Genomic DNA, 18,401 nt, shown 5'->3' with positions numbered 1-18,401 from the left:
ACAAAATCGCTTAACAAGTCATAAAATTATTATTTAACTCATCTTTTAAAGCCATAACCTCTTGTACGTAAGAGGGCTTTCGCATACCGACGAGTATATAATCAATTACATCCTGTTTATATAAAAATTCCAAAGCACACACCTGGGTTTTTTTATGACACCCCTGAAATTCTTCTTTAAGTTCACTTCTCACACGTTTTGAACACTCGTATGCAACCATTGTTCTGTACTCTTGTAAAAAAAGATCTACAAATCTGAGTAATTCATCCAAAGAATCCGGTTCTAAATTCTTCAATGCTTCTCTTATGTGAGGAATAATCTGTGAATGCAAAAAAGTGTCATACTCACCAATCCATCCGAACTTGTGCTTATTTTCATCCATTTGTTCAATCAAATTATACAACGGTTTGAGTAAATCATTGTCACAGGCCTGAAGCAATTCATTCAGATAGGTATAGTATTCTCTGCTTTCATCATAATCGGCCAGTCTGTGCATCAGTTTGTTTTTTTGTGCATTTAACGGACGGTTGGCAAGGACTCTCAGCCCATTTTTTTTCGCCCAGCCCGCACATTTGAGACCTTCTTTTTCAACTTTGTTTATTGGCAGTTGCACTGTGGTAAAACTGTGTTGTCTGTTTCCCGCTTCATCTGCGGCATTTTGGGCAAGTGTCAGTAAACTTTCATAGGGCAAAAACTCCAAATCGTCCTCTGCCTTTGCAAAGCTGTTGGAACTGATACCATAGGAGCTGATACGTCCCTCTTTAACCTCTTCTTCCAAGCCCACAAATGCTTCATAGATTCTTTGGTACATTTCATCCAAAACTTCATCTCTGTTTTTGCCCTTATTGAGAGCATCAAGCAAAAAATACTCAGGATTGTGAATTAAATAACAATCAAGTTTACTCATTTGCAGTCTTTGGAGTGAAGCATCAAGCTGTTTTTTTAGAAACGATTTTGCAATTGAGTGGTAACAGTGTTCACTGAACTCTACAACATCTTCAAAAGGCATTTCTTTGTGTGCGAGCAAATTTGAACCCTGGATATATCCGTATTTGCTTACAATTTTAATTTTATCTCTGATTTCATCAGGAACACTGCGCAGCACTTTGCCGATTGCTCTTTCGGCACCGCCGTCTGTATAATTTGTAGAGGTGTCAATCAGTTCTATCCCGGCGTATACAGCCTCTTTCAATGCTTCTATATGCAAAGGATTCTCATCTGTGACTCTGTAAGTTCCGAATGCGAAAGTACTCATAATGCGTCCTGTATTGTAAAGTATTTTAGAATTCGTAAATTCTCTCTGTCTAATGGGGAAAGTTTAAAAAGAAGTTACAATAACAGACACAGGGTCTGGTATTGTAAATATAATAACTATACTAATTCGATAAATGCCATTGGTGTAGCATCACCACGACGAATACGAGTTCTCACTATTCTAGTATATCCACCTGTACGATCAACATACTTCGGTGCGAGTTCATTTACTAAAGTTTTCGTTGCTTCTTTGTTTTGAAGCGCAGCAAATACTGCTCTGTGTGCATTTGAGTCATTTTTACCAGCAGTTGTGATAAGTTTCTCAATATAAGAGCGTAGCTCTTTTGCTTTTACAGCAGTTGTTTCTATTTTACCATGTTCTATTAACGAAATACTAAGGTTCGCTAAAAGTGCTTTACGGTGTGCACTTGTACGACCTAGCTTACGATATCCATGACGGTGTCTCATATCTCATTCCTCTATTGTGCCTGTACGGCTTCTATTTTCTTTTTTAGTGCAGTAACTACATCATCAGCTAAATCAGCACCAACTTCAAAACCAAACTCTTGAACTTTTTCTACGATTTCATCGTAAGATTTTTTTCCAAGATTTTTCACATTTTTCAAATCGTTTGTACTCATAAGTACAATCTCACCAATAAGTTTAATGTTTGAGCGATCAAGACAATTAAAGCTACGCGCACTTAATCCTAAACTGTCAATGTTTGTTGTTAGTTTTTTCAAATCAGGTGACTCTTCAACTCTTTCAATGGTAGCAGGCGCTTTAATACTGATTTCTGAATTAAATACAGCCAACTGTGCATACATTACTTCCAAAGAGTTTCTAAATGCATCGATTGGTGAAATTTGTCCATCAGTTCTGATATTCATAATAACTCTTTCAAAGTTAGGATTATCTTCTACCAGTACATTGTCAATTTTATATGTAGCACTTCTTACCGGAGTAAAATATGCATCCAATGCGATATATTCATCATCATCAACTTCCGCAGCAGTATCTTCACTCGCAACATAGCCGATACCCTGTGCAATTTTAAGCGTAAAATTCAGTGTAGAATCTTCATTTAAAGTTGCAAGCGGAGCATCCGGTGTTACCACCTCTACTTCATCATTGCTGAGATCGCCGCCTTTAATGGCACACGGTCCCGCAAAACTGTAGTTAATCTCAGCTTCTGTTGCATCATTGTTCAGTTTAAAGCGTATCTCTTTCAAATTTAAAATAAAATCTGAAATATCTTCAAGCATACCGCGAACCGAGTCAAACTCATGTTTGGCACCTTCGATTTTAATTGCGATTGGTGCATAACCAACCGAACTGCTTAATAAAAAACGGCGAAGTGGATGAGCCAACGATATAGCGTACCCTACTTCAAAAGGGTATGCCATAATGTTTGCTTCATTGTCACTTATTTGTTCTACCTCAAACTCTTGTGGAGCAAGTGGAGTAGTTTTAATTTTTTTCATATCTTTTACGCCTTTTGTATTAAATTATTATTTCGAGTAAAGTTCAACGATTAAACGTTCTTCAACTGGAATAACAACTTCTTCACGCTCCGGAAGACGAGTAAAGATACCATACACTTTTTCAGCATCAATGTCTACCCAAGGAGCAAGACCAGTTTGGTTTGTAAGCTCAATAGCACGAACAATCTGATTGTTCTTTTTGCTCGCTTCTTTTACTTCAATCTTTTGTCCCGGTTTAACACGGTAAGAAGGAATATCAAGTTTTTTGCCATCTACCAAAATATGACCGTGTGTTACAAGTTGACGTGCAAATCTGCGAGTAGATGCGAATCCCATTCTGTACACAACATTGTCTAATCTCTGCTCGATTAATGTAATAAGGTTTGTACCTGTATTTCCATCACGACGCTTAGCTTCAACGAATAAAGCACGGAATTGCTTTTCAGAAATACCATACATAAATTTCGCTTTTTGCTTTTCATTAAGCTGTAAACCATACTCAGAAACTTTTTTACGACGCTGACCATGTTGGCCTGGACCGTAAGGACGCTTCTCTAAAGCAGATTTTCCTGCCAAACGACGCTCACCTTTTAGGTTAAGGCTTACTCCGAATCTTCTCTCGATTTTTTCTACTGGACCTCTATATCTTGCCATCAGTAATCTCCTTAAACTCTACGACGCTTAGGCGCGCGACAACCGTTGTGTGGTAATGGTGTAACATCTTTCATAAATGTAACACGGATTCCTTCGATAGCTCCGACAGCTTTTACTGCAGTTTCACGACCAGAACCGGGACCTTGAACTTTAATACCAAGCTCTTTTATACCATGTACCTGTGCTTTTGCAACTGCATCTTCAACAGCAGCCTGTGCAGCAAACGGAGTTGATTTTTTAGAACCTTTAAATCCTAAAGAACCGGCAGAACTCCAAGCAATCATATTACCCATTTCATCTGTAATAGTCACAAGAGTATTATTAAATGATGCCGCAATATGAATGATACCACGTGATATATTCTTTTTTATTACTTTTTTTCTAACAGCTTTTCTTTTTGCCATACTATAATTCCTTACGCTGCGCCGACAGTTTTACGTTTACCCTTACGAGTACGCGCATTTGTCTTAGTTTTTTGACCACGGCATGGAAGACCACGACGGTGACGAAGCCCTCTGTATGAACCTAAATCCATAAGTGCTTTAATATCCATAGCAACTTTTTTACGCAAATCACCCTCAACCATATGGTTTTCACGGATCTCTTTTGTTATAGCTGCTACATCTTCTTCGTTTAATTCGAAAACTCTTTTATTGTAGTCAATTCCTGTCGCGTCTAATATTTGACGGGCAGTATGAAGACCAATTCCATAGACGTATGTTAATGCATACTCTATTCTTTTTTTCTTAGGTAAATCAACACCAGCAATACGAGCCATGATTATCCTTGTCTCTGTTTATGTTTAGGGTTCTTGCAGATTACTCTTACAATACCTCTTCTTTTGATAACTTTACAGTCATCACACATCTTCTTTACTGAAGCACGTACTTTCATTGAAAGTCTCCTGTGGTAACATCTTTACTGCCTTTAGGCAAGCGCATAACACTTGTAATAACGTTGCTTGCCAATACTTTTATCTACATGTAATCATATAGATAGAAATACTCTTTGCTTTGTTAAAACAGTAAAGTGGATGGGAATTATATCCAAAACAATGTAAAAGTATTATTAAGACCATAGGAAGTGACACAAAAGTGACAAATTTTATTAGTGATTTTTAACGCCGGTTTTTATAAACTGTCGATATCACTTAAGAAGGAAAACAACAGATGGTAGAGTATATTTTAAAGCGAGACGGTTCCTACAAACAATTTTTCTCTTATAAAATAGAAGATGCCATCAAAAAAGCCTTTTTAAGTGAAAATGTAGATTTTGACGAAGCGGTATACATCAAAGTCATTCAAAGACTTGAAGCTAAACGGATTGTTGCTGTTGAAGATATACAGGACATTATAGAAAAAGAGCTGTACAAAGCAAAATATTTTGATGTTATGCGCTCTTTTATACTCTACAGACATCTTCATAAACTTCAAAGAGAAAAAGCCATTGAAGATGATACTACCTATATCCATTCGACACAGACTATAGAAGAGTATATCAGCGGAAGTGACTGGAGAATAAAAGCAAACTCAAATACAGGCTACTCCAGCGCCGGTCTTGTTAACAATACAGCAGGCAAAGTGATTGCCAACTACTGGCTTGACAAAATTTACTCAAAAGAAGAGGGGTATGCACATAGAAACGGGGACTATCACATACACGATTTGGACTGTTTGACCGGATACTGTGCCGGCTGGAGTCTGAGGGTTCTTCTGGATGAAGGATTTAACGGAGTAAGGGGAAGAGTAGAGAGTGATGCACCAAAGCATTTCAGAGAAGCTCTCGGACAAATGGCGAACTTTTTGGGAATTTTGCAAAGTGAATGGGCCGGCGCCCAGGCCTTTTCATCTTTTGACACCTATCTGGCGCCTTATCTTTTTAAAGATCAACTTTCATACAAGGAGGTAAAAAAAAGTATTCGCAGTTTCATATATAACCTAAACGTACCCGCTCGATGGGGACAATCACCTTTTACAAATATTACTATAGACTGGAACGTTCCTGATGATTTGAAGGATCAGATTCCAACATGTAAGCAGGAGCATCTTTTTAAAAATATTTCAGATACCGGGTTAAGATTCAAAGCACTGCAGAGGGGTGTTTCATCCCTCACAGAGATGACCTATAAACATTTTCAAAAAGAGATGCACATCATCAACAAAGCTTACTATGAGGTTATGACAGAGGGAGACAAAACCGGTCAGCCTTTTACATTTCCTATACCTACCGTCAATATTACAGAAGATTTTGACTGGTACGGTGAAAATACGGATTTGCTGTTTGAAAACACCGCTAAAATTGGCTCCTCCTACTTCCAAAATTTCATAGGGAGCCAATACAAACGGGACAAAAACGGGGAAATCATCGCAAACGAAGAGGCCTACAAACCCGGACATGTCAGAAGTATGTGCTGCAGACTACAGCTTGATTTAAGAGAATTGCTTAAACGAGGCGGTGGTCTTTTCGGCAGTGCGGAAATGACAGGCAGCATAGGGGTTGTCACTATTAATATGGCAAGGCTGGGCTTTTTGCACAAAGGCAATATGGAATCTCTGCTTGAACGCCTTGACGAACTGATGGAGTATGCAAAGTCTACACTGGAGAAAAAACGTGTTTTTATTCAAGAGATGTACGACAGAGGACTTTTCCCTTATACAAAAAGATATCTGCCCGGGTTTAGAAACCACTTTTCTACCATCGGGGTCAACGGGATGAATGAAATGATTTTGAATTTTACCGGAGGAGCCTATGACATCAGTTCCACACAGGGCATTGACTTTGCCACTGAGATATTAGACCACATAAGAAAAAGAATGGTCGAGTTTCAGGAGGAAACAGGCAATCTTTACAACCTTGAAGCCACACCGGCGGAGGGAACAACCTACCGGTTTGCCAAAGAGGACAAAAAAAGATACGGTGACAAAATCATACAGGCCGGTATGGATGAAAACATCTACTATACCAACTCTTCACAGATTCCTGTGGGTCTGACAGATGACCCTTTTGAAGCACTCACTCTGCAGGATGAACTGCAGACAAAATACACCGGTGGCACTGTTTTGCACCTTTACATGCAGGAGCGTCTCAGCTCAACCGAAGCCTGCCGCAGACTGGTCAAAAATGTCATCACAAATTTCAGACTGCCTTATATTACGGTAACACCGCTCTTTTCAGTTTGTCCAAAACACGGCTATCTCTCAGGAGAACACGAATACTGCCCAAAATGTGACGAAGCACTGATACAAGAATATGAAAACAACAAAAAGGAAGCATCATGATAAATAAAAATAAAATCTTAGAAGAACTTAAAGAACAGAGACAAAAATGTATAGTATACACACGCGTCATGGGATATCATCGTCCTGTTGAAAGCTTCAACCTGGGAAAAACCGGTGAACACAGACAACGCAAACAGTTCAAAGAGTAAAAAATGCATTTATGATATCACAAAATTTACCCATTTGGACTACCCTGATCATCTAGCCTGCATCATATGGTTCAGCGGGTGCAATATGCGCTGTGATTTTTGCTACAACAAAGAGATAGTCTTTGCAAAAGAAGGCAGTTACAGTATGGAAGATGTGCTGAAGTTTTTGCGAACAAGAGTCTCTTTGCTTGATGCTGTCGTTCTCTCAGGCGGAGAAGCCTCTTCCTATGCCCTCACTGACTTTTGCAAGGCAATCAAAAAGCTCGGATTTTTAATCAAACTTGATACCAACGGCACAAACCCTTTACATGTAAAGGAACTCCTTGGTCTGGACCTGCTTGATTATGTCGCGCTGGATTATAAAGCCCCCCAGTATAAATTCACACCTGTAACACACTCCGGCAAATTTCATGAATTCAGCCAAACACTTGACCTGCTTATCCGCAGTGGTATTGATTTTGAAGTACGCACCACACTCCATAGCGACTTGCTCAATGTAGATGACATCAACTGCATTCTGTCAGATTTAAAAGAGAGAGGCTATAAGAATACCTATTATATTCAGGAGTTTATCGAAGCAAAAAGTACTGTAGGCGGATTGCAAAAACCTTCAAAACCTTTCAACAAATCCCTCTTAAGAAGTAATTTTCCTGTTATTTGGAGATAAATTCCTTTTTCTTGACGTAAATCAATTTTTTACTGCCGTTTATAAGTTATCATTCTGTGAAATTTAAATCAGACAAAATTTGTCTTATTTAAAAAAACTGAGTATTTGTATACTCTTCACAAGGAAATATCATGACAAAAGTTATACTGACATTTACATTGGCAATGGTTGCACTACAGGCACAGGACACAGTACACTACGACAAAAAAGAAGTGAAAAAACCGGCTATTGCAAGACCATACCATCCGGGTCAGAATTAATCCGAGGCTATTGATTAAACGCTATCTGATAACCAAGTCCTTTTACATTTATAAGGAACTCTTTGGAGGTTTTTTCTCTAAAGCGCCTTATAAATGTTCTCAATCTTTCATCACTTACATCTTCCTTCCAAATCATATTTTTGATTGTTGCATACTCCAAAATACCTCGGTTCTCCTCATAGTTTTTGACTAACGCCTGCAAAAACAGAAGTTCCTTTTTTGAAAGTGCGATATATCTGTTGTTTTTGTATAGACTGTTGGTGGTTTTATTAAATACAAATCCGTCCAAAAAATTTAAAAGCTTTTTACCAATGCTTGCTTCGAGTGAGAGAATATACTGTAAAACCTCATCCGGATCAAAAGGTTTTATAAAGTACTTAACAACTCCGGTATCTATTGCACCCAACAATTTTTCCACATCGCTAAAAGCACTCAGTATTATAATTTTGCTCTGTGGATTTATACGTTTGATCTCCTGAGCCATCTCCAGTCCGCTTTTGTTTGGCATCATAATATCGGTAATCACAATGTCCGGAAAAACCTTCTTGTATATGTGTAAGCCCTCATCTCCGTCTTTTGCCAGTAAAAAACTGTGAAAATGGTCTCCGATAGCATTTTTCAGCAACAGTGAAAGTTTTTCTTCATCTTCAACAAACAAAACTTTCAGACTTTTTAAAAATTTATTTCTCATTATCTTTTCTCTCTGTTTTGCAGCGGAATTTTTATACTGAAAGTTGTAGAACCGTTTTTGGATTTTACATCTATGGAACCGTTCAAGCCCTGTTCACAAATCATTCTCGACATAAACAGCCCAAGTCCTGTACCCGAAGAGGAGTGCTTTGTCGTAAAATAGGGTTCAAAGATTTTATAAATCTCTTTTTCTTTGATACCGCCGGCATTGTCACTAAACTCTATAAGTGCAAAATCTTTTTCTTTTTTTACACGTATATGTATCTCTTTTATCAAAACAGACGACTGTAAAAAAGCATCTTTTGAATTTTGGATAAGATTGATAATCACCTGTGTCAACTCATTTGAAATGCCTAAAATTTCCACATCTTCAAACTCCGTATGCACACTGATCATCTCTTTGATTATAATTTTTTCTAAAATGTTTAATGATTCATTGATACTGTCTGCTATTTTGAAATAGTTTTTCTGCTTTGTCGGTTTAAAAAAGTTGGTAAAATCATCAATCGTCGTCGACATATTCTGTATAATTGCCTTGCTCTCATCATACAGACTCTGCACTTCCTCTTCTTCGTTGTTAAGCGCTGCTTTTTTTAAACTAAAGAGTGTCAGACTGAGTTCTGTGAGCGGTTGTCTCCACTGATGGGCTATGTTTGCAAGCATCTCGCCCAGACTTGCAAGCCGTGACTGCCAAAACATCACTTTTTGCTTTTGTTCATTTTTGGCTATCTCTTCTTGCACCCGAAGCTCAAGCGTTTCATTGAGTTCTTTAAGCTCCTGTGTCTTCTCCTGCACCCTTTTTTCAAGATTTTCATTGAGTTCCTGCAGCTCTTTTTCTTTTTGTTCCAGACTCTTTTTGTAAAACACCTCTTTTGTAACATCATAACGAATCGCCACAAACTCTTCAATGTTGTTTTGTTTGTCAAGGATGGGAATGACGGTGGTATTGACATAAAAAGTTCTCCCGTCTTTTGCTCTGTTTTTTACGGTGGTCTTGTATGTTTTTTTTGCCTTGATTGTCTCCCACAATTTCTTAAACACGGAGGTTGCGACATCAGGATGTCTGACAATATTGTGGTTTTTCCCGAGCAGTTCCTCTTTTGAATAGCCCGAAATTTTGCAAAACTCCTCATTGACAAAGGTAATGATGCCGTTGACATCGGTTTTTGAGATAATATTGCTTTTTTCAATCGCTTCTTTATACTGTTCTAACATAAGTATCTCTCCATAACTAAATTTTAGCCAAACTAATCCCAAAGTACACTTACGCCATACTCTTCATTCAAAATGATATTTTTTGTATAATAAATCTTTTTGCCGTATTTTTTACTGAGCAGTTCCACTTCGAGTTCCCCCTCACTTAAAAGTTCTCTGACCTCCTTGTAACCCAGCCATTTACCGTATTTTGCCAAAGAGTTCTGCCAGATTCTGAAGCTGCATGTAGATTCCGGCGTCACTTCAAACATCTCTCCGTCTTCTGTCTGCCAGTGGGCGTTTGAACAGACATAGAGTTTTACTTTTTTTCCTCGCACCTCTTTGTCACGTACTTCAATTGCACCGTCATCGCAATATGGGCATTTTCCTAAAATCATCATCTCACTCCTGATTTTTATGCTATTATTATAAGGCTTTTCAACCACTGCTTCGCAATTTATTGCAATTTGACATATTATAAGGATACAACAATGCAAAACAAATTTATGGATGCGATGAACTTTCGCCATGCCTGTAAAATATTTGATGAAACCAAAAAGATAAGTGATGAAGATATGCACTTTATTCTTGAATGTGGCAGAAAATCACCCTCCTCTTTCGGTATGGAAGCCTGGAAATTTTTGGTCATTACAAACGAAGACCTCAAAGCCGAGCTGAGACCGGCATGCTGGAACCAGGTACAAATCACTTCCTGTTCGCATCTCGTTGTTATTCTTGCCGGAATAGAGAGTCTCAAACCGGAGTCAGGAGAAGTCAAAAAAAGATTTTCAAGGCGTAATATGCCGCAGGAATCACTTGATATGTATATGGACCTCTATGCCAAACATTTGGAAAAAACACTTAGCAGCGATGAAAATATTTACTGCTGGAGTGCAAGACAGACCTATATAGCTGCTGCCAACATGATGACCGGTGCTGCCTATACAGGAATAGATTCCTGTCCTATAGAAGGATTTGAAAAAGAAAAAGTCGAAGATATTTTAGGTCTTGATACTAAAAAATTTCAAGTCGCAATGGTGCTTCCTTTTGGCTACAGACTCAATCCGCAACCAAAACAGATCAGACTGCCCTTTGATGACGTGGTGGAGTTTATACTCTGAGTGTGGCAGTCAACCGTTTAGGATAAATGAAAAGTTCGAGTGCTTCGGTGACAGACTTGCAGACTATATCCGAAACGAGCAGACTTTTTGTGCTGCAGCCCTCATCACCAAGTACACAAATGCCTATGTGCGCTTTTTGCAGCATTTTCACATCATTGTTTCCGTTGCCCACAGCCGCACACTCACTTGCATTTAATGCAATAATATATGCCTCTTTTTCCAAAGTATGGTTTGCACTCTCCAATACCTTTACATGTAAAGCATACTCTTTTAGCTCATTTTTGACACTGCCAAAGGTGTCTGCCGTGATTACATGTAAAGTATATTCTTTGGCCAGAAGCGGCAGCAGTCTCTTTGCCTCTTCCAGTAAAATACCGTCTTTTGCAAGCGTACCGTTATAATCCAAAATAATATGTTTTATATTTCTCTGCATTTTTTTCCTTCTTGTTTTATATAGTTTTCAAGCCTGAAGCCCGCACTGAAGTACGGGTTCCGAGAAAATCACTTAACTTTGAAATATCGTCTTTTACTACAGTACTGTTATAATCAAGAACAAATTGTTTTGTGTAATTTTCAAGCCTAAAGTCGGCACTAAAGTACCGATTCCGAGGGATAGTACAGTTTTTCACAACCCGTATTTCAGTGTCAATGCCATTAAGTTAAGCATCTTTTTCGGAACCGGTACTTTAGTGCCGGCTTTGTTTTTTTGAAGACTAAAGCCTGGGTTCCAGGAAAATCTCAGTTTTTGTCTTAACTTAATGGCATTGATGCTTCAGTACAGATTCCGGCATACTTCTTAATCTCTCTTTTAGTCAAAGAAGACTAGTATGTGAAACTTTATTTAGGATATTATACATCATGAAAGATATAAAACTCACACAATACAGTCACGGGGCGGGTTGCGGCTGTAAAATTTCTCCAAAACTGCTTGATACTATTTTAACAACCACGAGAGAAACGATTGCTTACCCTGATTTGCTTGTCGGCAATTCTTCAAAAGATGATGCCGCGGCTTTTGATTTGGGCAACGGGACGTCTGTTTTAAGCACGACTGACTTTTTTATGCCCATAGTCGATGACCCGTTTACTTTTGGGCGCATAGCTGCCACCAATGCCATCAGCGATATTTACGCTATGGGCGGTAAACCGCTTATGGCCATTTCCATTTTTGGCTGGCCGATTGACAAGCTTGATGCGGATGTGGCACGCGAAGTTATTGACGGCGGCCGCTCAGTCTGTGAAGAAGCAGGTATTCCACTGGCAGGCGGGCACAGTATAGATTCTCCCGAACCTATATTTGGACTTGCAGTTACAGGCATAGCACAAAATGAACATCTTAAACGCAATGATACTGCCGAAATCGACTGCGAACTCTACCTCACAAAACCACTGGGGATAGGCATACTGACAACGGCACAAAAACAGGGAAAAATTGCCGAGGGTGACATAGATATTGCCGTAGAAGCCATGTGTACCCTGAACAAAATCGGTGCAGAAATCTCCGCATTAAAAGGCGTGACCGCACTTACCGATGTGACAGGTTTCGGACTGCTTGGACACTTAAGCGAAATATGTGAGGGAAGCAGTATCAGCGCTGTTGTAGAGTTTGACAAAGTACCGACACTCAAAAATGTCAAAAAGTATCTGAAGATGGGCTGTGTTCCGGGAGGCACACGCAGAAACTTTGAGAGTTACGGAAATAAAATTTCTCCGATGTCCCAAGAACAGCAGGACATTTTATGTGACGCACAAACCTCCGGCGGACTGCTGTGTGTGGTGAAAAAAGATACAAAAGAAACCTTTTTGGCACTTACAAAAAATGCAGGGCTTTGCCTGGAACCAATCGGATTTACATGTAAAGCAAGCAAATATCTTGTAGAGGTAGTCTGACTTTGCCCAATAATATTACAAATGTAACAGATGATTTTTTATCTATTGTCCTCAATGAAACACCTCTGCTTGATGTCCGCGCCCCTGTTGAGTTTGAAAAAGGAAAGTTTATCAATGCAACAAACCTGCCTATACTTGATGATGAAGAACGCAGACTTGTCGGCATACGGTACAAAGAGGCCGGAAATGACGCAGCCATAAAGCTGGCCGAATCTCTTATTCAAAATGAGGGAAAAGAGAAAAGAGTCCGCCTCTGGCAGGACTACCTCAAAAAAAATCCCGAGGCAAAGCTTTACTGTTTTAGAGGAGGACAACGCTCAGGGATTGCGCAGGAGTGGCTCAAAGAGAGCAATATTGATATTACCCGACTCAAAGGCGGATACAAGGCTTTTCGCAATTTTTTGATGCAACAGAGTGAAGACATCAGTACGCAGACACCCACACTTATTTTAGGTGGCAGAACAGGCTCGGGAAAAACCATTCTTTTAAATAAACTGCCAAATGCCATTGACCTTGAAGCCGTTGCCAATCATCGCGGCTCTTCATTTGGAAGTTTTGTCAACGCACAGCCCTCGCAGATTGATTTTGAAAACAATCTTGCCTACAAACTCATACAGTTTCATCATAAAAATTTTACCCATCTTGTTTTGGAACATGAAAGCCATAATATCGGCAGAACATTTATTCCAAAACCCGTATATGACAATTTTATGCAGGGACAGCTTGTATTGCTGCAGACTCCGATTGAAGTTCGCGCACTCATAACGTATGAGGAGTATGTTCTTGGCGCACTCAAAGAGTATACATTACACTACGGGGAAGAAGGTCCGCAAATATGGGCACACAATGTACAATCAGGGCTCAAAAGAATCCAAAAACGTCTGGGTGACCAGCTTTACAGACAACTTGCACAACTCTTTGACGAAGCCTGCTCCCAAGATACCCAGGCAGAGGCAAAAACATTCTACTTGGAGTGGATTACCCTTTTGTTACAAAGATACTACGATCCGATGTATGATTACCAGATTAAAAAGAGTCCCATACCTGTTGTTTTTGAGGGAAATGCTTCTGATGTGTTGCACTTTTTACAACACCAGTTATGAAAATATGATACAATTTCCTCATGCAAAACAATTCAACACAATTAGAGCTTTTAAACAATACAAACAAAACTTTTGAAGAAGAGTTTTTCCGATATGCCAAACCTTTTGAGTATGAAAAAGGGTCTTCGCCATTTTATCCGGATGATCTGCTCAAATATTTTTATATAGTCGTTAACGGCAGAGTCAAAACATATCAGATAAACTTTCAGACAAACAAAGAACAGACTCTCTTCATCTATAAGCGCGGAGATATGTTTGATGTCATCTCCCTGCTTGACGGCAAACCGCATGAGGTTATTTATGAGGTTATCGAAGATGCAAATATTTTACGCCTGCCGATTGAAAGAGTCCGCTACTGGCTTGAAAATGATGCTACTTTTAACAAAAAGTTCTTTCCCTACCTTGCTGCGCACATGCGCTATACGGAAGAACTTGCTACCGAACTTGCCCTGTATGATACAAAAGAGCGTTTTTTAAATCTTTTAGTACAGAATTTAAACCCCAATCACAGATTCCGCTACCAACTCCTGCAAAATCTCTCCAACAGCGAAATAGCAAAACTGCTCGGAACGGTCCGTCATGTTATAGAAAGAAGCATCAAACAGCTCAAAGCCGACGACATTATAGAAACCAGCAGACGCAACATAAAAGTAAAGAATCTTCAAAAACTTTTAGACAAAACCTCCCAAATGCTACTTAAGTAGCAAAATACTTTTTCAAAACAGACTATCATTTCTTAAATAAAAATTTAAGGAGTGAGACATGTTAGTGACAAGACATAGAAATCCGATACAAAATACAAGAAGATTTGATTTGATTAACGAATTTTTTAATGCACTGGAAACACAAAGCAGCGAAGAGCCAAGAGAGGTTTTTGACTTTGTACCGGCTGTCAATACGAGAGAAGGGGACGATGCCTACTATATTGAGCTTGATCTGCCGGGTATAAAAAAAGAGGATGTAGAGATCAGTGTTGACAAAAACATCCTTACTATCAAAGGCAAAAGAGAAGTCAAAAAAGAAGAAGAGAAAGAGGACTACTACAGAATAGAGAGTGCCTATGGTACTTTTTCAAGAAGTTTTACGCTCCCTGAAAAAGTAGACAGTGAAAATATCCGTGCAACCGGAGAAAACGGGGTGGTCGAGATTACCATACCAAAACTGAAAGTCGAAAAAGATACAACGAAAAAAATTGAAATCGAGTAAGGAGGATTATCATGGATATCGTACAAACATCAAAAGAGTTAGTGGAAAAAGCGGAAGAAAAAGTTGAAAAAGGTTTGGAAGTTGTCAAAGATACATTTCACAATGTAGCATCACATCTTCCTCTGGCAAACTTGGCAAAACATCGTAATGACACCTTCACAATCGAAGTTGATTTACCGGGTGTTAAAAAAGAAGATATAGAATTAAAAGTCGAAGATGACTATCTGACTGTTACAGCGGTCAGAAAATTTAAAAACGAGGTCAAAGAGGATGATTACTATCTCTGTGAATCAAATTTTGGCGTCATCTCAAGAAGTTTTATCCTGCCTGACAATATAGACAGAGATAAAATTCAGGCGAAATTTGAAGACGGAAGACTGTATCTGACTCTTGAAAAACTCGAATCCAAAAAGACAAAAAACATCAGCATCCAATAACAAAGGGTGCTGACACAAGGAGTTAGCTATGAAAAAACTAGTAAGCAGTCTGTTGCTTTCATCTTTGCTGACCGGATCTGCATTCGCGAGTATGGATGCAATGAACCCCTATGATGCTGATTTTGCAAGAATGAACCAGTATTTCAATTCTTTGATAGAGTCGCACTTAAGCAGTTCGGCGTTAAACAATTTCAGTTATCCGAGAACGGACATTCAGGATGCAAAAGACAAAATAGTATTAAAGTTTGATTTGGCGGGAGTTGACAAAAAAAATATTAAACTTTCCATTGATGACAATAAAATTTTGACTGTAAAAGGTGAGAAAAAAGAGTCCAAAGAAGAAAAATCCAAAGATTTTGTCAAAAAAGAGATTTTTTACGGTGAGTTTCAAAAATCAATTCAACTGCCTGAAAATATTGATGAAAGCAAACTCGCAACAAAATTTGAAAACGGTATTTTAACCGTCACGATTCCTAAAAAAGAAGTTAAAAAACCAAAAGCAAGACTTATCCCTATAAAATAATTAATTTTTTCTGCTAGAATTCCTCTATGAATTCATACGCAGAAAAATTTACCAACGCTATAGAAAACAGTTTTTTTAATAAACTTCCCAAACATGAACAGGAGTTTATCAAAGAGAAATCCTTTGAGTACAAATTTTCCTATCAGGAAATCAAACAGATAATCAATTTCGCGCGAGATCTGGGGATGTGGGATGAGAAAAGAATCACTGCAATATTTCCCGAACATCCCCAAAGAAAAGTTGTTTTCTCCAGGCTTAAAAAAGCCTATGAAAATATACGCAACAAACCAAATTCCTATAAAAACTTTACCCTCAAAAATATCCCCCAAGAACAAAAATATACCTTTAAAACAGTACCAAAAGAAGGTTTTGGCCTTGGACTCTGCCCTGTGGCAAGTGAAAAGACACGCTGCTGCAATCTGCTCACGCTTGATGCGGTTGAGAGCTGCGGGTTTGACTGTTCCTACTGTTCCATTCAGAGTTTTTACAATCAAAATACCATTACCTTTGACAGCAGTTTTGCAGACAAACTCTTAAATCTGCAACTTGATCCAAACAAGACCTACCACATAGGTACCGGTCAGGCATCGGACTCACTGATGTTTGGCAACCGGGAGGGTGTTTTGGATGCTCTTTTTGCCTTTGCAAGAAAAAATCCCAATGTCATTTTAGAATTTAAAACAAAATCAGACAATATAAAATATCTGCTTGAAAATGAAGTGCCGAAAAATATACTCTGTACCTGGAGTCTCAATACCCAGACTATCATTGACAATGAAGAACATCTCACCGCTTCGCTTGCAAAACGTATAGCAGCCGCTCGAAAAATGGCGGACAAAGGTGTTAAAGTCGGCTTTCATTTTCATCCCATTGTAGAATACGAAGGCTATCTTGACGAATATCAAGAAGTATATGAAGAACTTATACTAAAATTCTCTCCACAAGAGGTTGCGCTTGTCAGTTTTGGGACACTTACCTTTATAAAGCCTGTCATAAAACAGTTGCGTGAGCGTGAATTCAGAAGCAAAATTACACAAATCCCGCATGAAGATGCAAGCGGAAAGACATCGTATCCTGATGCGACAAAAGTTGAAATGTTCAAACATGCCTATGAAAGTTTTGCTCCATGGCACCCCAAGGGCACTTCCTCCGGGGTGACAAAAGAGCAGGTCTTTTTTTATCTTTGTATGGAAGAGCATCACATGTGGGCCAAAACATTTGGATATCAATACTCTACAAACAATGACTTTGAACGCGCTATGCTTGGAGCATACTGCAAAAAACTCGGTCAGGAATTTTTATTATAGGACGGTAGCGTTATGCAGACAAAAGAAAACTATTTTTTATCACAACCCCATCAACCCTTTTTTCTTCTTGGAATACTCAATGCAATCGTTATGATGCTCATTTTTGCATTACAGTACAAAGGCATATTCTCCTTACATGTAACGCTCTTGCTCTTTCACAGCTATTCTTTGATATTTCTGGTTTTTACAAATTTTTTTACAGGGTTCTTATTTACAACTTTTCCGCGTTTTAATCAGACACAGGTGATAGCAAAAAAATACTATTCCAATATTTTTTATGCAAACACGCTTGCATCATTGCTTTTTCTTATCGGTGTTTTCAGCTCTGAAACCCTTTTACTCGGGGCAATGGTTATAAATCTGACAACTCAGGTTTTTATAGTATTGAAACTAAAAAACATCTATGAAACAGGAATGGCAGCGGACAAATCAGACTCATTTTGGATACTCAATGCAAACTACTTTGGGCTCTTTGGCAATCTTCTTTTTATACTCTCTTTGTTCATACCGGAAATTTTACCAGTTGCCATCAGTATCTCTTTTTACATGTACCTGATTTTTCTTGCTTTTAGTGTCGGACAGAGAATGATTCCTTTCTTCTCCCATTCATTTGCGCCAAAAAATGAAAATTTTGTCAAAATTGTTTTTGTTTTGTTTCTATTCAAGAGTATCTTTGTTTCTGCAGATATAAAAAGCTTGCAGATAGTTACAGATTTACTGCTTGCCGCTTATATGTTTTTTGAGTTTAAACGCTGGGATTTACACCCTTTGCAGTCCCCTCCTATTTTATGGGTACTGCATCTTGCACTTTTTTGGCTGCCTTTGTCTTTCTTTCTTTCGGCGCTCAGTTTGGGTGCGGAGATATTTTTAGATACCTCTTTTTTCTTTTTAAATATTCATCTTCTGGCAATAGGTTTTTTAACAACACTCCTTATAGGCTTTGGAACACGTGTGACACTCGGTCACTCGGGACAACCGCCGCAGGCAGATACATTGGCAACAAAGATATTTTTGTTTATACAGCTTGTTGTGTTGTTCCGTGCGCTTTACAGTATCAATATAGCTTTTGGATGGGGGCTTGGATTTTTGTTTGACATCTCTTTTACTGCCTGGCTCTTGCTCTTTTTGATTTGGGGAGGGAGATATTTTCAAGTGTTGGTTTTTGGAAAAAAATTGTAGCATTG

24 protein-coding genes are annotated in these 18,401 nt (G+C 38.7%); 13 read left to right on the top strand and 11 right to left on the bottom strand.

Annotated features, from left to right (window positions below):
• Window positions 1-10 precede the first annotated feature (10 nt).
• The 7 genes from MLC44_RS01375 to rpmJ form a co-directional block, all read right to left on the bottom strand.
• Window positions 11-1,255: an aldo/keto reductase gene (locus tag MLC44_RS01375; RefSeq protein ID WP_346389201.1), complete on the bottom strand. Its 1,245-nt coding sequence runs from the start codon at window positions 1,253-1,255 to the stop codon at window positions 11-13.
• Between the two features lie 116 nt (window positions 1,256-1,371).
• The gene (gene rplQ / locus MLC44_RS01370; RefSeq protein ID WP_151901219.1) at window positions 1,372-1,722 is read right to left on the bottom strand and encodes a 50S ribosomal protein L17; all 351 of its coding nucleotides are present in this window, start codon (window positions 1,720-1,722) and stop codon (window positions 1,372-1,374) included.
• 11 nt (window positions 1,723-1,733) lie between these two features.
• Window positions 1,734-2,738: a DNA-directed RNA polymerase subunit alpha gene (locus MLC44_RS01365; protein ID WP_346389200.1), complete on the bottom strand. Its 1,005-nt coding sequence runs from the start codon at window positions 2,736-2,738 to the stop codon at window positions 1,734-1,736.
• 27 nt (window positions 2,739-2,765) lie between these two features.
• Window positions 2,766-3,392, bottom strand: coding sequence for a 30S ribosomal protein S4 (gene rpsD / locus MLC44_RS01360; protein ID WP_151901221.1), 627 nt, complete (start codon window positions 3,390-3,392; stop codon window positions 2,766-2,768).
• Between the two features lie 11 nt (window positions 3,393-3,403).
• Window positions 3,404-3,796 (bottom strand): 30S ribosomal protein S11, encoded by a 393-nt coding sequence (rpsK, locus tag MLC44_RS01355; RefSeq protein WP_151901222.1) that lies wholly within the window; start codon window positions 3,794-3,796, stop codon window positions 3,404-3,406.
• An 11-nt stretch (window positions 3,797-3,807) separates the two neighbouring features.
• A complete protein-coding gene (gene rpsM, locus MLC44_RS01350; protein WP_151901223.1) occupies window positions 3,808-4,170 on the bottom strand; it encodes a 30S ribosomal protein S13 in 363 nt (120 codons plus the stop codon).
• Between the two features lie 2 nt (window positions 4,171-4,172).
• Window positions 4,173-4,286 (bottom strand): 50S ribosomal protein L36, encoded by a 114-nt coding sequence (gene rpmJ / locus MLC44_RS01345; RefSeq protein ID WP_041675103.1) that lies wholly within the window; start codon window positions 4,284-4,286, stop codon window positions 4,173-4,175.
• Between the two features lie 275 nt (window positions 4,287-4,561).
• Between rpmJ and MLC44_RS01340 the strand changes: the two genes are divergently transcribed.
• The 4 genes from MLC44_RS01340 (at window position 4,562) to MLC44_RS01325 (ending at window position 7,746) form a co-directional block, all read left to right on the top strand.
• Window positions 4,562-6,670, top strand: a complete 2,109-nt coding sequence (locus MLC44_RS01340) for a ribonucleoside triphosphate reductase (RefSeq protein ID WP_151901224.1) — start codon at window positions 4,562-4,564, stop codon at window positions 6,668-6,670.
• Window positions 6,670-6,819: an anaerobic ribonucleoside-triphosphate reductase gene (nrdD, locus tag MLC44_RS01335; RefSeq protein WP_151901559.1), complete on the top strand. Its 150-nt coding sequence runs from the start codon at window positions 6,670-6,672 to the stop codon at window positions 6,817-6,819. Before MLC44_RS01340 ends, nrdD begins: the two co-directional genes overlap by 1 nt.
• Window positions 6,785-7,486 carry an anaerobic ribonucleoside-triphosphate reductase activating protein gene (locus MLC44_RS01330; RefSeq protein WP_346389199.1) on the top strand — a complete coding sequence of 234 codons (702 nt, stop codon included), beginning with the start codon at window positions 6,785-6,787 and terminating at the stop codon, window positions 7,484-7,486. Before nrdD ends, MLC44_RS01330 begins: the two co-directional genes overlap by 35 nt.
• A 131-nt stretch (window positions 7,487-7,617) precedes the next feature.
• Window positions 7,618-7,746: a hypothetical protein gene (locus MLC44_RS01325; protein ID WP_255613235.1), complete on the top strand. Its 129-nt coding sequence runs from the start codon at window positions 7,618-7,620 to the stop codon at window positions 7,744-7,746.
• 7 nt (window positions 7,747-7,753) lie between these two features.
• Here the strand turns inward: MLC44_RS01325 and MLC44_RS01320 are convergent, their stop codons facing one another.
• From MLC44_RS01320 to MLC44_RS01310, 3 genes are read right to left on the bottom strand one after another with little or no spacing between them, the layout of a single operon-like run.
• Window positions 7,754-8,437: a response regulator transcription factor gene (locus tag MLC44_RS01320; protein WP_346389198.1), complete on the bottom strand. Its 684-nt coding sequence runs from the start codon at window positions 8,435-8,437 to the stop codon at window positions 7,754-7,756.
• Complete coding sequence (locus MLC44_RS01315; protein ID WP_434658109.1) at window positions 8,437-9,651, bottom strand: PAS domain-containing sensor histidine kinase; 1,215 nt, start codon at window positions 9,649-9,651, stop codon at window positions 8,437-8,439. The genes MLC44_RS01320 and MLC44_RS01315 overlap by 1 nt, the downstream gene beginning before the upstream one ends.
• A 32-nt stretch (window positions 9,652-9,683) precedes the next feature.
• On the bottom strand, window positions 9,684-10,031 hold the full coding sequence (locus tag MLC44_RS01310) for a hypothetical protein (RefSeq protein WP_434658106.1): 348 nt from the start codon (window positions 10,029-10,031) through the stop codon (window positions 9,684-9,686).
• A gap of 90 nt (window positions 10,032-10,121) precedes the next feature.
• Here MLC44_RS01310 and MLC44_RS01305 point away from each other — a divergent pair, with 90 nt between their 5' ends.
• On the top strand, window positions 10,122-10,751 hold the full coding sequence (locus MLC44_RS01305) for an NAD(P)H-dependent oxidoreductase (protein ID WP_434658104.1): 630 nt from the start codon (window positions 10,122-10,124) through the stop codon (window positions 10,749-10,751).
• Here the strand turns inward: MLC44_RS01305 and MLC44_RS01300 are convergent.
• On the bottom strand, window positions 10,741-11,184 hold the full coding sequence (locus MLC44_RS01300) for an HAD family hydrolase (protein WP_434658102.1): 444 nt from the start codon (window positions 11,182-11,184) through the stop codon (window positions 10,741-10,743). The genes MLC44_RS01305 and MLC44_RS01300 overlap by 11 nt on opposite strands.
• Window positions 11,185-11,606: 422 nt before the next feature.
• Here MLC44_RS01300 and selD point away from each other — a divergent pair, with 422 nt between their 5' ends.
• The 8 genes from selD to MLC44_RS01260 are packed head-to-tail and all read left to right on the top strand — an operon-like array spanning window position 11,607 to window position 18,396.
• Window positions 11,607-12,641 carry a selenide, water dikinase SelD gene (gene selD / locus MLC44_RS01295; protein ID WP_434658900.1) on the top strand — a complete coding sequence of 345 codons (1,035 nt, stop codon included), beginning with the start codon at window positions 11,607-11,609 and terminating at the stop codon, window positions 12,639-12,641.
• 2 nt (window positions 12,642-12,643) lie between these two features.
• The gene (mnmH, locus tag MLC44_RS01290) at window positions 12,644-13,744 is read left to right on the top strand and encodes a tRNA 2-selenouridine(34) synthase MnmH (protein ID WP_434658099.1); all 1,101 of its coding nucleotides are present in this window, start codon (window positions 12,644-12,646) and stop codon (window positions 13,742-13,744) included.
• 20 nt (window positions 13,745-13,764) lie between these two features.
• Window positions 13,765-14,448 (top strand): Crp/Fnr family transcriptional regulator, encoded by a 684-nt coding sequence (locus MLC44_RS01285; protein WP_151901232.1) that lies wholly within the window; start codon window positions 13,765-13,767, stop codon window positions 14,446-14,448.
• A 58-nt stretch (window positions 14,449-14,506) separates the two neighbouring features.
• On the top strand, window positions 14,507-14,950 hold the full coding sequence (locus MLC44_RS01280) for an Hsp20/alpha crystallin family protein (protein ID WP_434580883.1): 444 nt from the start codon (window positions 14,507-14,509) through the stop codon (window positions 14,948-14,950).
• A gap of 11 nt (window positions 14,951-14,961) precedes the next feature.
• On the top strand, window positions 14,962-15,387 hold the full coding sequence (locus MLC44_RS01275; RefSeq protein WP_151901234.1) for an Hsp20/alpha crystallin family protein: 426 nt from the start codon (window positions 14,962-14,964) through the stop codon (window positions 15,385-15,387).
• Window positions 15,388-15,415: 28 nt separating this feature from the next.
• Window positions 15,416-15,910, top strand: coding sequence for an Hsp20/alpha crystallin family protein (locus tag MLC44_RS01270; protein WP_434637454.1), 495 nt, complete (start codon window positions 15,416-15,418; stop codon window positions 15,908-15,910).
• 26 nt (window positions 15,911-15,936) lie between these two features.
• Window positions 15,937-17,217 carry a radical SAM protein gene (locus tag MLC44_RS01265; RefSeq protein WP_434637452.1) on the top strand — a complete coding sequence of 427 codons (1,281 nt, stop codon included), beginning with the start codon at window positions 15,937-15,939 and terminating at the stop codon, window positions 17,215-17,217.
• A 12-nt stretch (window positions 17,218-17,229) separates the two neighbouring features.
• Window positions 17,230-18,396 (top strand): NnrS family protein, encoded by a 1,167-nt coding sequence (locus tag MLC44_RS01260; RefSeq protein ID WP_434637450.1) that lies wholly within the window; start codon window positions 17,230-17,232, stop codon window positions 18,394-18,396.
• Window positions 18,397-18,401 lie beyond the last annotated feature (5 nt).

Origin of the sequence: Sulfurimonas sp. NW9 (assembly GCF_051132275.1) — a bacterium.
GTDB lineage: Bacteria > Campylobacterota > Campylobacteria > Campylobacterales > Sulfurimonadaceae > Sulfurimonas > Sulfurimonas hydrogeniphila.
This window is presented reverse-complemented; position numbering and strand designations above follow the sequence as displayed.